At 70.6% G+C, this 14,567-nt stretch carries 15 protein-coding genes; 7 read left to right on the top strand and 8 right to left on the bottom strand.

What is annotated here, in order from left to right; translation table 11 throughout:
* Positions 1 to 145: 145 nt before the first annotated feature.
* Complete coding sequence (locus AVL59_RS01810) at positions 146 to 595, top strand: pyridoxamine 5'-phosphate oxidase family protein (protein WP_067299458.1); 450 nt, start codon at positions 146 to 148, stop codon at positions 593 to 595.
* Positions 596 to 786: 191 nt separating this feature from the next.
* Here AVL59_RS01810 and AVL59_RS01805 read toward each other — a convergent pair whose 3' ends face one another.
* Positions 787 to 1,122, bottom strand: coding sequence for a Rieske (2Fe-2S) protein (locus tag AVL59_RS01805; RefSeq protein WP_067299457.1), 336 nt, complete (start codon positions 1,120 to 1,122; stop codon positions 787 to 789).
* A gap of 297 nt (positions 1,123 to 1,419) precedes the next feature.
* Between AVL59_RS01805 and AVL59_RS01795 the strand changes: the two genes are divergently transcribed.
* From AVL59_RS01795 to AVL59_RS01775, 5 genes are read left to right on the top strand one after another with little or no spacing between them, the layout of a single operon-like run.
* Complete coding sequence (locus AVL59_RS01795; RefSeq protein WP_237281418.1) at positions 1,420 to 2,457, top strand: helix-turn-helix transcriptional regulator; 1,038 nt, start codon at positions 1,420 to 1,422, stop codon at positions 2,455 to 2,457.
* Between the two features lie 25 nt (positions 2,458 to 2,482).
* On the top strand, positions 2,483 to 3,484 hold the full coding sequence (locus AVL59_RS01790) for a helix-turn-helix transcriptional regulator (RefSeq protein ID WP_067299454.1): 1,002 nt from the start codon (positions 2,483 to 2,485) through the stop codon (positions 3,482 to 3,484).
* Positions 3,481 to 4,488, top strand: coding sequence for a helix-turn-helix transcriptional regulator (locus tag AVL59_RS01785; protein ID WP_067299453.1), 1,008 nt, complete (start codon positions 3,481 to 3,483; stop codon positions 4,486 to 4,488). The genes AVL59_RS01790 and AVL59_RS01785 overlap by 4 nt, the downstream gene beginning before the upstream one ends.
* Positions 4,485 to 4,670: a hypothetical protein gene (locus tag AVL59_RS01780; protein WP_067299452.1), complete on the top strand. Its 186-nt coding sequence runs from the start codon at positions 4,485 to 4,487 to the stop codon at positions 4,668 to 4,670. The genes AVL59_RS01785 and AVL59_RS01780 overlap by 4 nt, the downstream gene beginning before the upstream one ends.
* Positions 4,667 to 5,647, top strand: coding sequence for a helix-turn-helix transcriptional regulator (locus AVL59_RS01775; protein ID WP_067299451.1), 981 nt, complete (start codon positions 4,667 to 4,669; stop codon positions 5,645 to 5,647). The genes AVL59_RS01780 and AVL59_RS01775 overlap by 4 nt, the downstream gene beginning before the upstream one ends.
* Here AVL59_RS01775 and AVL59_RS01770 read toward each other — a convergent pair.
* Both AVL59_RS01770 and AVL59_RS01765 read right to left on the bottom strand, forming a co-directional pair.
* Entirely contained in the window at positions 5,610 to 6,662 is a 1,053-nt protein-coding gene (locus AVL59_RS01770) for a helix-turn-helix transcriptional regulator (RefSeq protein WP_067299450.1), read from the bottom strand. The two genes, AVL59_RS01775 and AVL59_RS01770, sit on opposite strands and share 38 nt — an antisense overlap.
* A 437-nt stretch (positions 6,663 to 7,099) precedes the next feature.
* A complete protein-coding gene (locus AVL59_RS01765) occupies positions 7,100 to 8,206 on the bottom strand; it encodes a sugar ABC transporter substrate-binding protein (protein ID WP_067299449.1) in 1,107 nt (368 codons plus the stop codon).
* A gap of 336 nt (positions 8,207 to 8,542) precedes the next feature.
* Between AVL59_RS01765 and AVL59_RS01760 the strand changes: the two genes are divergently transcribed.
* A complete protein-coding gene (locus AVL59_RS01760; RefSeq protein ID WP_067299448.1) occupies positions 8,543 to 9,067 on the top strand; it encodes a hypothetical protein in 525 nt (174 codons plus the stop codon).
* 93 nt (positions 9,068 to 9,160) lie between these two features.
* On the opposite strand, the gene AVL59_RS01755 is transcribed toward AVL59_RS01760, so the two are convergent.
* From AVL59_RS01755 to AVL59_RS01735, 5 genes are all read right to left on the bottom strand, one after another.
* Positions 9,161 to 9,613 (bottom strand): heat shock protein transcriptional repressor HspR, encoded by a 453-nt coding sequence (locus AVL59_RS01755; RefSeq protein WP_067299447.1) that lies wholly within the window; start codon positions 9,611 to 9,613, stop codon positions 9,161 to 9,163.
* A 5-nt stretch (positions 9,614 to 9,618) separates the two neighbouring features.
* Entirely contained in the window at positions 9,619 to 10,788 is a 1,170-nt protein-coding gene (gene dnaJ, locus AVL59_RS01750) for a molecular chaperone DnaJ (protein ID WP_067299446.1), read from the bottom strand.
* Positions 10,789 to 10,824: 36 nt separating this feature from the next.
* The gene (gene grpE / locus AVL59_RS01745) at positions 10,825 to 11,487 is read right to left on the bottom strand and encodes a nucleotide exchange factor GrpE (RefSeq protein ID WP_067299445.1); all 663 of its coding nucleotides are present in this window, start codon (positions 11,485 to 11,487) and stop codon (positions 10,825 to 10,827) included.
* The gene (dnaK, locus tag AVL59_RS01740) at positions 11,484 to 13,328 is read right to left on the bottom strand and encodes a molecular chaperone DnaK (RefSeq protein WP_067299444.1); all 1,845 of its coding nucleotides are present in this window, start codon (positions 13,326 to 13,328) and stop codon (positions 11,484 to 11,486) included. The genes grpE and dnaK overlap by 4 nt, the downstream gene beginning before the upstream one ends.
* Before the next feature lie 94 nt (positions 13,329 to 13,422).
* Entirely contained in the window at positions 13,423 to 14,451 is a 1,029-nt protein-coding gene (locus AVL59_RS01735; protein ID WP_067299443.1) for an MraY family glycosyltransferase, read from the bottom strand.
* Between the last annotated feature and the right edge of the window lie 116 nt (positions 14,452 to 14,567).

Genomic DNA, 14,567 nt, shown 5'->3' with positions numbered 1-14,567 from the left:
CGCTCTCCTCCTCGACGTCGGCCCGTCGGCCGTGTCTCTCCCATGTCTCCCATTGCTGACTTAACCAGCGTACACAAAGTTGAGTCTATTCCACTCAAGGCTGGCTCCGGAGGATTCTGGGGCTAGGTTGCGGCCCATGACTGCCATGACCTCGTACTCCGTGGACCCGGTCGCCCCGGACGAGCCGTACCTCGCCTTCTGGCGGGAGCGGCACCTGTGCACGCTGACCACCCTGCGCCCCGACGGCAGCCCGCACGTGGTGCCGGTCGGGGTGACGTACGACCCCGAGGCGCGACTGGCGAGGGTGATCACCAACAGGACCAGCGCGAAGGTGTCCCACGTCCTCGCGGCCGGACCCGAGGGCGCACGGGTCGCGGTGTGCCAGGTGGACGGCCGGCGCTGGGCCACGCTGGAGGGCCGGGCGCGGGTGCGGGGCGAGGCGATGGGCGTCCCCCCGCACGAGCGGAGCCGAGAGCGGGGAAGGGTCGCGGAGGCGGAGCGGCGCTATGCCGAGCGGTACGGACGCGTGCCCGGCGAGAACCCCTCACGGGTGGTGATCGAGATCGAGGTGGAGCGCGCTCTGGGGCGCGGCTGAGACGAGCAGGTCAACCGGTTGGTTTCAGCCACCCTCAAGAAGAGGTCAACCGGTTGGTTTCAGCCACCGTGAAAGCGCTCCCATACATCGAAATGTCGCCACAAACTGCAGCGGCGTCACCGTGTTCAGGTCACGGTGACGCCGCTGCGGGGGGAAGCACCTGAGCGATCTTTTACGACGGGGGAATCGCGTCAGGCACTGCGGGGGGTGGCAGAGACAGCCCTAAGGTCTGAATCGTCCGGTTCTGCCAACCGATGGTCGCGTTGGTCCAGGTTCACAAAGATCATGCCGTAGCGGATGGCACATCGCACCGGCTGTGGCGCACCGCGAGGCTTGCGCAGGCACCGGTACGCGCGCACGTCCTCTTCGTCGTCCCGGGTGACGACGACCGGCTCGCCGAACACCGTCACCATCAACGAGTCGCCGCTGTGGGGGATGGCGGTGACCAGGTCGATGAAGTGCCAGCCCGAGCGGTAGGCGGTGGCCATCTCGCGTCGGAAGGAGCGGTCGTCGGGTGGAGTCGTCACATCAACTCCACGCGGTGTCGGTCGGGAAGGCGGCAGCGGCGCTCGCGCCCACCTGGCGCGTGCCGGCCATGACAGACCAAGCGGTGTCCGCTCGAGCGTCACCCTTCGCGCCAGAGAGGCCACTCAGCGATCCGAAGGCCACAACGGCGGAGAAGGCGGCGACAAGTATCGAGCGAAGCATTCTCTTTCGCATAGTCGGCTTCGTCCTCACTTGAAAGTCCCCTCTTCCCCCGTCGAACAAGACGATGGCTCATTCGGGCACGTCATGGCCACACAATCAGTGCATCATGTTCCTGCATGTTCAGGACCCTGGGGGGTGGAGATTTGGTAACGAATCGCACTAAAGAGACACATCCCCATGCCTTGACGGATCTGTGCGAGGCAGGCAGCCGTCTCTACGCGAACGCACTGCGTACGGGACGCATCGCCCGCGCGGATGTGGAAGTTGCTCCCTGTCTGATGGAGTTCGCGCTTCTCCATCCGGATCCTGACGATGCGAACTGGCTGCGCCCGGTCCCCGCGTCGGTGGCCCTCGCCCAGCGGCTCAACCCCCTTGAGCGTGAAATCACCGAACGCAGGACGGTGTCAACCAAACTTGCCGAGGTGTTCGAGCCGTTCCTGGACCTCAGCGCCCAGGCTACGGCGTCCACCCACTCGGTCACCGTGCTGGAGGGGCTCGACCGGATCAACACGGCACTCGACCTGGCCACGGCCCAGTGCCAGAACGAGGTCCTCACGGTCCAGCCCAGCCACCGCCATCCCGAACGCAGACTCGTCGAAGCCCTCGAACGCGACAAGCCGTTGATCGAGCGAGGCGTCCGCATCCGGACCCTGTACCAGCACACCGCCAGATACAGCCCCGAACGGCTCGCCTACGTGGACCAGTTCGCCAACGGCAAGGCGGAGTACCGGACCATCGACGAACTGGTCGAACGTCTCATCATCTGTGACGAGTCCGTCGCCTTCATCCCCATACAGGACGACCGGCAGGTCGCCCTGGAGCTGCGCCACCCGGGTCTCGTGCGCTACCTGATCAAGGTGTTCGAGTTCATGTGGGACCGGGCGGTGCCACTGAGCGCCGGCGCTCCCTACGAAGCCGCGGCCGACGGCATCACCGAGATCCAGCACTCCATAGCCAAGCTCCTCGTCGAGGGCCATGTCGACGAGGCCATCGCCCGCCGGCTGGGCATGAACGTCCGTACCTGCCGGGCCCACATCGCCAAGCTCGCCCAGGCCCTGGGCAGCGGCAGCCGCGCCCAACTCGGCTATCTCATCGCCCAGTCGGGGATCCTGGACAAGGACACCTCACAGCCGGGACCGGGCGGCCGGCAGTGAGCGGCGCGGGGAGGGAGGCGTCACGGTGACCCCTCCGCCACATCAGGAGCACGCCGCGGAGGAGCTGTGCGAGGCGGGCCTCGAACTGTACAGCCGCGCGGTGCGTGAGGGCCATGTCCCCGTCCGCGAGGCCGAAGCGGTGCCCTGTCTCCTGGACGCGGAACTCCTGCGGCCCGACACCGATGACGCGGACCGCCTCAGGCCGACGGCCCCCGCCGTCGCCCTCCCCCGGCTGCTGCGCTCCGTCGACGAGGACATAGCCCACCGGCGCCGCCAGGGCGTCCGCCTCACCGAGGCCTTCGAACCACTCCTCGCCCTCGCGGCGCCGGGCACCGGCCCGGCGGACCCCGCGGGCATCCGGCTGCTGAGCGGACTCGACAGGATCAACGTCGCCATCTCCGAGGCCGTGGAGGACCTCACGGGGGAGGTCCTCACCATCCAGCCCCACAACATCGGGGATCTCAGCGTGGTGCCTCTCGCCCTGGAACGCGACCAGGCCCTGCTCGACCGCGGCGGCCGTATCCGCACGCTCTACCAGCACACCGAGCGTTACCGGCCCAGGGCCATGGCCCGCTACGAACAGCTGCACGGCGACGTGGAGGCCCGCACCCTGGACGAGCTCACCGAGCGGCTGCTCGTCATCGACCGCCGGGTGGCCTTCATCCCCGCGAACAAGGACCGCACCCTCGCCCTGGAAGTCCGTCACCCGGCCCTGGTCGACTATTTCGCGACCACCTTCGACCGGCTCTGGAACCTGGCCACCCCCATGTACCCCGAGGCGGTGCGGAAACCGTCCCTCAACGGCATCACCCCCCGCCAGCGCGCCATCGCCGCCCTCCTCGTCGAAGGCCACACCGACACCGCCATCGCCGACCGCCTCGGCATGAACGTCCGCACCGCCCGCGTCCACATCGCCAAGCTGGCCGCCACCCTCGGCAGCGAGAGCCGCGCCCAACTCGGCTTTCTCATAGGCGAGTCGGGGATCCTGAGGCAGGAGGACGAGGAGGGGGAGGTGGCGGCGGATTGACCACGAAGCCGCATCAGGAGCACGGAGCCGAAGATCTGTGCCCGGCCGCAGTGAAGCTGTACACCCAGGCCCTCACGGACGGTCACGTGCGCGCCGACGAGGCCGGCGAGGCCCCCTGCCTGACCGACCTCGGCCTGCTGCACCCGGCCCTCGACGACCCCGCCCGCCTCGAACCCGTCGCCCCCGCCGCCGCCCTGAACCAGCTGCTGCGCGGCTCCCGGGCCCGGGTCGCGGACGAGTACCGGCGTGAGGAACAGCTGGTGGAGCAGTTCGAGCCGCTGCTGCGGACGGACGGGCCGCAGGCCGCGGGCACCGGCGCCGGTACCCCGCTGCTGCGCCTGCACAGCGGCTCCCAGCGCATCAACCAGGCCCTCACCGAGGCGATGGAGGAGACGTACGAGGAGGTCCTGTGCATCCAGCCGCACTACTCGGGACTCGTCGGTCCGCGCGGTGAAGCCGCCCGCGAGACCGCCTTCCGCCGTGACCAGAGACTGCTCGACCGCGGCGGCCGCATCCGGACCCTCTTCCAGCACACGGCGGTCCATCTGCCGGCCATCCTCGGCTACAACGAACGGCTCACCGGCGACAGCCAGGCCCGCTGCCTGGACGAGCTGACCGACCGGCTCATCGTCATGGACCGGAAGGCGGCCTTCATACCGGCCGACGACGACGGCACGCTCGCGCTGGAGGTCCGCCATCCCGCGCTGGTCGGCTACTTCGCGACCACGTTCGACCGGCTGTGGCGGCTGGCCACCCCCATGTACCCGGAACCGGTCCGCCGGCCCACCCTGAACGGCGTCACCCCGCGCCAGCGCGCCATCGCCGCCCTCCTCGTCGAAGGCCACACCGACGCCGTCATCGCCGACCGCCTCGGCATGAACGTCCGCACGGCCCGCGACCACATCGCCCGGCTCGCGGTCACCCTGGGCAGCGAGGGCAGGGCCCAGCTCGGCTACCTGATAGCGAGGTCCGGGATACTCGAACCGGAGGAGGCGGGCGGGTGAGCCACCGCGAGCACGGGACCGAGGATCTGCGCGACGCGGGCGCCGTCCAGCACCCCGCCCCGAACGGCGTCACACCCCACCGGCGCACCGTCGCGGCCCCCCTCGGTGGCGAGAGCCGCGCCCGACTCGGCTGCCTGACAGCGGACTCCACCCTTCTCGAACCGCGGGAGACGACCCCGTGAGCCATCCTGAACACGGCCCCGGGCAACTCTGCGAGGCGGGCGCCACGCTGTACGAGCGCGCCCTGCGGGACGGCCGCCTGCAAGCCGGGGACGCGGCGGACGCCCCCTGTCTGATCGGCTCCGGGCTGCTGCGTCCGGCCCCCGGCGACCCCGGCCTGCTGGAGCCGGTCACTCCCACCGCGGCGCTGCACCGGCTGCTCGGCCTCTCGGCCGCCCGCATCGCCGCCGAACGGCGGCGCCAGGAACGGCTGGTGGAGCAGTTCGAGCCGCTGACGCGGATCGAGACGCCGGCCCACGTGGGCGCCGACACCCCGGTGCTGCGGCTGCACAGCGGCACCGAGCGCATCAACCGGGCCATCACCGAGGCGATGGCCGACGCGAGCGAGGAGGTGCTCACCATCCAGTCGCGCGCCGGGCTCACCGGCAGGCGCGGCGAGGCCGCGGGCACGGCCGCCACGGCGCGCGACCAGGCGGTGCTCGACCGCGGCGCCCGGATGCGCGGCCTCTACCAGCACACCCTGCGCCATGTGCCCGCCGTGTACGCCGGCTTCCAGCGGCTGCAGGGCGATGTCGAGGCCCGCGCCCTGGACGAGCTGCCGGACCGGCTGATCGTCATCGACCGCACCGTCGTCTTCGTCCCGGCCGGCGACGACGGCCGGATCGCCCTGGAAGTCCGCCACCCGGCCCTGCTCCGGTTCTTCGTGACAGCCTTCGACCGGCTGTGGCGGCTGGCCACGCCCATCTACCCGCAGACCGTGAAGCGTCCCACCCTGAACGGCGTCACCCCCCGCCAGCGCGCCATCGCCGGCCTGCTCGTCGAGGGCCTCACCGACGCCGCCGTCGCGGAGCGCCTCGGCATGAACATCCGCACCGCCCGCGTCCACATCGCCAAACTCGCCGCGGTCCTCGGCAGCGAGAGCCGCGCCCAGCTCGGCTATCTCATCGCCCGGTCGGGGATTCTTGACCAGGAACCCTGAGTACGGCGGCCGCGGCCGGCGGGGCGGGGTGCCGGGGCTGGTCCAGGCCCACCTGGGCGATGCGCACGCCCAGTTGGGTACGGCTCGCCGCGCCCAGGGTGTCCGACAGGCGGGCGATATGGGCCCGGCAGGTGCGGACGCTGATGCCGAGCCGCTCGGCGATCACCGCGTCCTGGTGGCCCTCCGCGAGCAGCGCGGCGATGGACCGCTCGCGGTGCGAGATGCCCTCGATGCCGCTGTCGGGGAGGGCGGCCGTCAGCGGCAGCGCCAGGCGCCACAGCCGTTCGAAGACCGTGACCAGGTACTCGACCAGAGCCGGGTGGCGCAGCTCCAGGGCCATCGTGCGCTCGGTGTTGGCGGGGATGAAGGCAACCTTGCGGTCGAAAAGGATCAGCCGGTCGATGACCTCGTCCAGGGTGCGCGCCTCGACCGCGTCACCCATCAACTCCAGGTAGTTGAGCAGCCCCTGCCCGTGCCGGGCCACATGCGTGTACAGGGCGCGCATGCGCACGCCCCGGCCGCGCAGGTCCAGCGCCCGGTGCAGTCCCTCGGTCAGCTCGTCCTCCCGCCGGATGCCGCCGGGCTGGACGATCAGCACCTCCGTGGTGCACGCCTCGGTCGCCTCGTCGATCGCGGCCTGGATGCGGGCGAGTCCGTCCAGCACGCGGATGGCCGTGTGCTCGCCGGGTGCCGACAGCGCCTGCAGCCCACCGCCGAGGCCGGCGTACCACTCGAAGGCGGCCACCGCCGAGCCCATCCGCCGCTGGCTCTCCCTGACCTCGTCGTAGACCCCGCGCAGCAGCCGGGTCATCACCTCCTGCGGGGAGGTGGGCACCAGCCAGTCCATGTCGTCGGGGTCGGGGTGCAGCAGGGCCAGCTCCAGCAGGCAGGGCACCGGCACCGCGTCCGTGCGCGGCACCCGTCCCCGGCGTACGGCGCGGGAATACACGCGGTCCCCGGCCCCGCACAGCCGGTCGGCACCGTGTGGATGCTCCTCCGTTCCGTGCCCGGCCATCGCCCATTCCACCCCCGGCTTGCTGCCACCTCCGCAGCGCAACTATGCGCGGCCGGGAGCGGGTCCGCAACACGGCTCGCTCGGCCGTGGGCGACGTAAAGCGCCGTTATGGACAGGTTCCTCCCGGCCTCCGCCCGTCGCATTGCAACAAGATGATGGTGGTGGCGCGATCGTCACAGGGGCATCGTTGTTCCCGCTTCCCCCGGGTGCCCAGGCACCCGGAGCGGCCCTGGCCGGACTCCCCCCGTTCGGCCGGGGCCGTCGCATCGCGCGCACGGGGGTGGCGCGATGCGAGAGGGCCGCTCAGAACGTGACGCGGCGACCGTCGAAAACCCGCCGACGGCCGCCGCGTCTCGTGCAGTCGTCCGGCACGCCGGTCCCGCACACGCGGGTGACGTCCGGGCCCGCGCCCCGGTTGACCGTGCCGCGGTCGCCCGCTACTTCAGGCCGATCGCCGCGCAGGCCGCCTTGTACCTGGCGGTGCAGATGTCGCCGACGGTGTAGATCCCGTCCTCGATGACCGTGTCCTTGATCTTGCTCTTGGTCAGCTCGGACACCTGGACCAGCTTGGCCGGGATGTCCTTGTCGGTGGGGCTGTCGACCTTGTCCTGGGTGAGGGCGTCGAACTGGATGTCCTTGCCCTGCACCTTGGCGACGGCCATCTGGGCCGCGGCCTCGGCCTCGTCCGGGTAGGACTTGTAGACGCTCATGTACTGCTCGCCGGCGATGACCCGCTGGACCGCGTCGAGTTCGGAGTCCTGGCCGGTGATCGGGGGCAGCTTGGTGACGCCGGCCGCCTCCAGGGCCTTGATGACACCGCCGGCCATGCCGTCGTTGGCGGCGTAGACCGCGGCGATGTTGTTCTTGCCGATCTTGTTGATCGCCTCGGTCATCTCGGCCCGGGCGTTCTCCGGCTTCCAGTCCGTGGTGTCGAAGCTCGCCGCGATGTCCACCTTGCCGTTCAGCTCGGAGAGCGCGCCCTGCTTGAACTGCTTGGCGTTCGGGTCGGTGGGCGAGCCGTTCACCATGACGACCTTGTCGGAGGTGTCGACGCCCGACCCGAGGGCCGCCAGCAGCGAGCGGGCCTGCACCTCGCCGACCAGCTCGTTGTCGAAGGAGATGTACGCGTCGATCGGGCCCTCGGCCAGCCGGTCGTAGGCGATGACCGGAATGCCCGCTTCCTTGGCCTTCTTGACCTCGCCGGCGACGGCGTGCGAGTCGACCGCGTCGAGCAGGATGATGTCGACCTTGTCGTCGATCATCTGCTGCATCTGGTCGGTCTGCCGGCCGGCGTCCGCGTCGGCGTTGGCGTACTGGACCTCGCCCTTCTTGCCGGTCAGCTCGGAGACCTTGTTCTTGATGATGGGGTAGTCGAACTTGTCGTAGCGGGTGTTCGCCTTCTCCGGCAGCAGGAGCCCGATGGTGACGTCGTCGCCCTTCGTCGGGCTCGCGCTCGCGCCGTCCCCCGTCGCGTTCAGCACGCCGCAGCCGGCGAGCGAGAGGGTCATCGTGGACGCGGCCACGGATATGGCGATACGGCGCATTCGGGGGCTCACTTCAGGTGCGTTCCGGACGTGGGTGCTGCTTTACGACCCAGGTGTCTGAAAAGACAACTTGGAGCCGCCACCCAGCGTCAAGCGGAATTACTTAACGAGTGCGCAACAGCACGCTCCGCTGAGCCTGTGAAGGAGGAGCGGAATCGCCTCCAAACACTCTTTACGGACCCTCCATCCCAAGGGCAGTCCATGAGAGGGCAAAGGAGCTTGATCGATCAGATGATCGATCAGACCCGGCCAACTGCGCGGCGCCGGGAACGTGAGCACCCCGCCGTGCGTCCCCCTGGCGTACGGCCCGGACAGCGACAGCGAGGGAACGACCGCATGCCGAAAGACCCGACACCCGAGAGCGTCACGGACGACGACCTCTTCGGGGCGATCACCGTCCGGCTGGACGGCCGGGAGGGCGAGGTGGTCGTGGAGGGCGCGTCGGTGCCCCGGGTCGTACTGCGCCGCACCACCGGTACGGACAGGGCGGACCATGTGCCGATCGGCACCCGGGACGGCGCCGTGCTGACGCTCACCGTCGACGGCGCCCCGGCCGAGCTGGACCTGGCCAGGGGGCGGGTGACCCGGCGTTCGTACCGCGTCGACGTCCGGTACGCGGGCCGCTCCTGGCGTCTGGTGCCCGGCTCGATCCCGAGCAGCCGGCTGCTGCGCGGCCGGGAGCGCCTCGGCGACTTCTCCTCCGGGGGCGACGGGCGGGTGTTCGCCGAGTGGCGCAGGGACGCGGCCCCGGACGCCACGGACGCGGCCGTCGGCTACGCGCTGGCCGCCGCGTTCGGCACCGGCGGACAGCCGATGTGGATGATGGCGCTGGAGCTGGCGGGCGACCTGCTCCCCGGCTGACCGCGTCCGCGGCGGCCGGCCGCGGGGCCGGTGAAAAGGCGAGGGCCCGCGGACGGTGTACGTCCGCGGGCCCGGTGCCGCACCGAGGTGCCGTCAGTCCGAGGACTGCTGCCGCTTGGGCCGCCACACCACCAGCGCGCTGGTCTGCTGCACCTCCTGGTACGGGACCAGGTCGCGGCGGTAGGAGGCGTGGACGGCGGCCTCGCGCTGCTGCATCGCGGCCGCCGCGCCGTCCAGGGCCGCCTGCATCTCCGCGACGCGGGACTGGAGCGCGGCGACCTGGTTCTCCAGTTCGATGATGCGCTTGATGCCGGCCAGGTTGATGCCCTCGTCCTGCGACAACTGCTGCACCTGGCGGAGCAGTTCGATGTCGCGGGCCGAGTAACGGCGGCCCCGCCCTGCGGTGCGGTCCGGTGAGACCAGACCGAGGCGGTCGTACTGGCGCAGCGTCTGCGGGTGGAGTCCGGAGAGCTGGGCCGCCACCGAGATGACGTAGACCGGGGTCTCCTCGGTCAGTTCATACGGGTTACGCCGACGGCCGTCCATCTCGCTCAATCTCCCTTCGCGGCCTCGAACAGCTCCGCACGCGGGTCCTCGCCCGAGGTCGCCTCGCGATACGCCTGCAGCGCGTCACGAGCCTTCCCCGTCACGTCCTTCGGGACACTCACCTCGACGGTGACCAGCAGATCGCCGCGGGTGCCGTCCTTGCGGACCGCGCCCTTGCCCCGGGCGCGCATGGTGCGGCCGTTGGGCGTGCCGGGCGGCAGCTTCAGGGTGACGGCCGGGCCGCCGAGGGTCGGGACCCGCACCTCGCCGCCGAGGGCCGCCTCGGCGAACGTCACCGGCACGGTGACGGTGAGGTTGTCGCCCTTGCGTCCGAACACCGGGTGCTCGCCGACATGGACCATCACATACAGGTCGCCCGCCGGTCCGCCCCGCTCGCCGGGCGCTCCCTTGCCGCGCAGCCGGATGCGCTGGCCGTCCGTGACCCCGGCCGGGATCCGGACCTGCATCGTGCGCGACGACTTGGCGCGGCCGCTGCCCTTGCACTCCATGCAGGGGTGCTCGGCGATCAGACCGCGGCCCTTGCAGTCGGGGCACGGGTCGGTGAGCGAGAACCCGCCGCCCGAGCCCCGCGCCACCTGCCCGGTGCCGACGCAGGTCGGGCACACCCGCGGTGTGCCGTTCTTGTCGCCGGTGCCCGAGCAGGCCTTGCAGGGCGCCTGGGAGGACATCCTCAGGGGCACCGTGGCGCCCTCGATGGCCTCCGTGAAGCTCAGCGTGACCTCGGACTCGATGTCCTGGCCGCGCCGGGGCTGGGTGCGGGTGCCCGCGGTGCCACCGCGGTTGAACAGGCCCCCGAAGACGTCACCGAGTCCGCCGCCGAAGCCTCCGCTCTGGGCGTTGCCTCCTCCTCCGAAGAGGTCGCCCAGGTCGAAGTTGTAGGAGCCGCCGGCACCCGGCCCGGGGCGGAAGCCGCCGTTGCCGAACAGGGCGCGTGCCTCGTCGTACTCCTTGCGCTTCTTCGGGTCGCCGAGGATGTCGTTCGCCTCGGAGATCTCCTTGAAGCGCTCCTCCGCCTTGGCGTTGCCCTTGTTGGCGTCCGGGTGGAACTCGCGGGCGAGCTTCCGGTACGCCTTCTTGATCTCGGCCTCGGTGGCGTCCTTGGGGACGCCGAGGACCTTGTAGTAGTCCTTCTCGATGAAGTCCTTGGTGCTCATCCCCGACGCCCCTCCTTCCTGTCTTCAGCGATTACGTCAGCCCTCCTCCGGGCCACCGTTCTCCTTGTCGTCGGCGGCGCCGGTCGCCGAGTTCTCCTCGGCGTCCTCGGCCTTGACGGTCTGCGCGCCGGGCTGCGGCTCGGCGACGGCCACCCGCGCGGGGCGGATGGTGCGCTCGCCGATGCGATACCCGGGCTGCAGGATGGCCACGCACGTCGTCTCCGTGACGTCGGGCGCGTAGCTGTGCATCAGGGCCTCGTGGATCGTCGGGTCGAAGGGCTCGCCCTCCTTGCCGAACTGCTGCAGACCCATCTTGGCCGCGACGGTCTCCAGCGACTCGGCCACCGACTTGAAGCCGCCGACCAGTTCGCCGTGTTCCCGCGCGCGGCCGATGTCGTCGAGCACCGGCAGGAGCTCGGTCAGGAGGTTCGCGATGGCGATCTCCTTGACCGCGATCCGGTCGCGCTCGACGCGGCGGCGGTAGTTCTGGTACTCGGCCTGGAGGCGCTGGAGGTCCATCGTGCGCTCGCCGAGCGCCGTACGCACCTGGTCCAGCTGGGCCACCAGGCCCACGTCTGCTGCTCCGTCCCCGGCCGGGGCCGCCCCCTCCTCGGGGGCGGCCTTCGGCTCGGCGTCGTCGGGGGTGGCGCCGGAGGGGACGTCGGGCTTCTCCTCGAAGCCCGGGGTCTCCTCCGTCACGCGGCACCGTCCTTGCGCTCGTCGTCGACGATCTCGGCGTCCACGACGTCGTCGTCGGCCTTCGGGGCCTCGGCGCCGGCGGCACCGCCCGCGGCGGCCTGCGCACCCTGGGCGTCGGCGTACATGGCCTGGCCGAGCTTCTGCGAGACGGCCGCGACCTTCTCGGTGGCGGTGCGGATCTCGGCGGTGTCCTCGCCCTTGAGCGCGGCCTTCAGCTCCTCGACGGAGGCCTCGACCTCGGTCTTGATCTCGCCGGGGACCTTGTCCTCGTTGTCCTTGAGGAACTTCTCGGTCTGGTAGACGAGCTGCTCGCCCTGGTTGCGGGTCTCGGCGGCCTCGCGGCGGGCGTGGTCCTCCTCCGCGTACTTCTCGGCCTCCTGGCGCATGCGGTCGACCTCGTCCTTCGGCAGCGAGGAGCCGCCGGTGACGGTCATCTTCTGCTCCTTGCCCGTGCCCAGGTCCTTGGCGGTCACGTGCATGATGCCGTTGGCGTCGATGTCGAAGGCGACCTCGATCTGCGGGACGCCGCGCGGCGCCGGCGGCAGACCGGTCAGCTCGAACATGCCGAGCTTCTTGTTGTAGGCCGCGATCTCGCGCTCGCCCTGGTAGACCTGGATCTGCACGGACGGCTGGTTGTCCTCGGCCGTCGTGAAGATCTCGGAGCGCTTGGTCGGGATCGTGGTGTTGCGCTCGATCAGCTTGGTCATGATGCCGCCCTTGGTCTCGATACCGAGGGACAGCGGGGTGACGTCGAGCAGCAGGACGTCCTTGACCTCACCCTTGAGGACACCGGCCTGCAGGGCGGCGCCGATGGCGACGACCTCGTCCGGGTTGACGCCCTTGTTGGCCTCGTTGCCGCCGGTCAGCTCCTTGACGAGCTCGGCGACGGCGGGCATACGGGTGGAGCCGCCGACGAGGACGACGTGGTCGATCTCGCCGAGCGCGATGCCGGCGTCCTTGATCACGTTGTGGAACGGCGTCTTGCAGCGCTCCAGCAGGTCCGCGGTCAGCTGCTGGAACTGAGCGCGGGTCAGCTTCTCGTCCAGGTGCAGCGGGCCCTCGGCGGACGCCGTGATGTAGGGCAGGTTGATCGAGGTCTCGCTGGACGAGGACAGCTCGATCTTGGCCTTCTCGGCGGCCTCGCGCAGACGCTGCAGGGCCATCTTGTCCTTGGACAGGTCCACGCCGTGGCCGGACTGGAACTGCTTGACCAGGTAGTCGACGACGCGCTGGTCCCAGTCGTCACCACCGAGGTGGTTGTCACCGTTGGTGGCCTTCACCTCGACGACGCCGTCGCCGATCTCCAGGAGGGACACGTCGAAGGTGCCGCCACCGAGGTCGAAGACGAGGATCGTCTGGTCGTCCTTGTCGAGGCCGTAGGCGAGCGCGGCCGCGGTGGGCTCGTTGACGATGCGCAGGACGTTCAGACCGGCGATCTCGCCGGCCTCCTTCGTCGCCTGGCGCTCGGAGTCGTTGAAGTAGGCCGGGACGGTGATGACCGCGTCCGTGACCTTCTCGCCCAGGTAGGCCTCGGCGTCGCGCTTCAGCTTCTGCAGGATGAAGGCGGAGATCTGCTGCGGGTTGAAGTCCTTCCCGTCCAGCTGGATCTTCCAGTCGGTGCCCATGTGGCGCTTCACCGAGCGGATGGTCCGGTCCACGTTCGTGACCGCCTGGCGCTTGGCGACCTCGCCGACGAGCACCTCGCCGTTCTTGGCGAAGGCGACGACGGACGGCGTGGTCCTGGCGCCCTCGGCGTTGGTGATGACGGTGGGCTCGCCGCCCTCCAGAACGCTGACGACGGAGTTAGTCGTGCCCAGGTCGATGCCGACCGCACGTGCCATGGTTGATTCCTCCAGCTGACTTGAGTGGAACAGGCTCAAGTGTGCACGAGGAGATTCGCCCGGTCAACAGAGCTGAGTCAGTAGGACTCAACTCTTATCCGTTCCTTACACGCAACTGGCCTCTGACCTGCGTCGATACATCCCGGCGAGCCGTTTGCGGCGGTTGAACGGGCACCCGAACGAGCACCAGCACGGCGAGCAGCACCCCGCCGGCCACCCACAGCACGGCCCCCCGCCCGGTCCACCCGGTGTGCACGAGCACCCCCACGAGCACCGAGGAGAAGGAACCGGCGCCCAGCAGCACGACGCCCCCCTGGGGCGTGAGCCCGAGCCGCCGCAGCCGGTGGGCGAGGTGGTCCGGGCCGCGCCGCAGCAGCGGCCGGCGGGCCGTCCCGCGCGCGAGGAGCACGAGCAGGAAGTCGGCGGCGGCGACGGCACCGAGACAGAACAGCACGCCCGCCGTGGGCCCCAGCGCGTACCCCGCGCGCGTGAAGACGGCGGACGAGGAGAGCAGGAACCCCGTGAACAGCGCCCCGCCGGCTCCGAGGCCGACCCGCGCGGGATGCCAGTTGTGCATCAGGAAGCCGGTGAGAGCGGCGGCGAACACGCTGAGCAGCACCGCGAGCCCGTCCATCACCTCGGCGGCGGCACAGACCCCCACCCCGAAGGCGGTGACCACCCCGACCGTTCCGGCCAGCCCGTCGGCGTGGTCGAGCCCCTTGAAGGCGAGCGAGGCGAAGACGATCCAGCCCACGGCCAGGATCCCGCCCCAGATGCCCGTCTCGTCGTACGGCACCACGCAGGCCGCCGCGACGGCCGTACCGGCGACCAGGACCCTCGCCCGCAGCCTCCACACGTCGACGACCAGCCCCAGCACGGCGACCCCGGCACCGGCGACGAGCAGCTCCCCGACCCCCTCGCCGAGCGGCGCGACCCTCGTCCACTCCCCCGCCCAGGAGACCAGACAGGTGACGACCACGACGGCGATCCCCCCGACCACCGGGACCGGCCGCTGCCGCCGCCGGTCGACGAGCCCCGCCCGCCGGGCGGGCACCCTGAGCAGCGCCGCGAGCAGGGCGGCGAGGAGGAGGGCGGCGGTGGCGGCTGCGATCCCGTAGAGCACGGCTATAAGTTAGGCATGAATGTAGCAATTCGGTACGAATAACACGATCCGATTGCCTGCCGGGTCAGGCGCCCCTCAGCGACCCAGATCACCCCGCACCTGGCTACAGTGCGAGG

The organism is Streptomyces griseochromogenes, assembly GCF_001542625.1.
GTDB lineage: Bacteria > Actinomycetota > Actinomycetes > Streptomycetales > Streptomycetaceae > Streptomyces > Streptomyces griseochromogenes.
This window is presented reverse-complemented; position numbering and strand designations above follow the sequence as displayed.

Coding starts and splice junctions, on each gene's coding strand:
- AVL59_RS01810 (WP_067299458.1), top strand. CDS start 146: ATGACCTCGTACTCCGTGGACCCGGTCGCCCCGGACGAGCCGTACCTC.
- AVL59_RS01795 (WP_237281418.1), top strand. CDS start 1,420: ATGTTCAGGACCCTGGGGGGTGGAGATTTGGTAACGAATCGCACTAAA.
- AVL59_RS01770 (WP_067299450.1), bottom strand. CDS start 6,662: ATGGCCGGGCACGGAACGGAGGAGCATCCACACGGTGCCGACCGGCTG.
- AVL59_RS01765 (WP_067299449.1), bottom strand. CDS start 8,206: ATGCGCCGTATCGCCATATCCGTGGCCGCGTCCACGATGACCCTCTCG.
- AVL59_RS01760 (WP_067299448.1), top strand. CDS start 8,543: ATGCCGAAAGACCCGACACCCGAGAGCGTCACGGACGACGACCTCTTC.
- AVL59_RS01755 (WP_067299447.1), bottom strand. CDS start 9,613: ATGGACGGCCGTCGGCGTAACCCGTATGAACTGACCGAGGAGACCCCG.
- dnaJ (WP_067299446.1), bottom strand. CDS start 10,788: ATGAGCACCAAGGACTTCATCGAGAAGGACTACTACAAGGTCCTCGGC.
- dnaK (WP_067299444.1), bottom strand. CDS start 13,328: ATGGCACGTGCGGTCGGCATCGACCTGGGCACGACTAACTCCGTCGTC.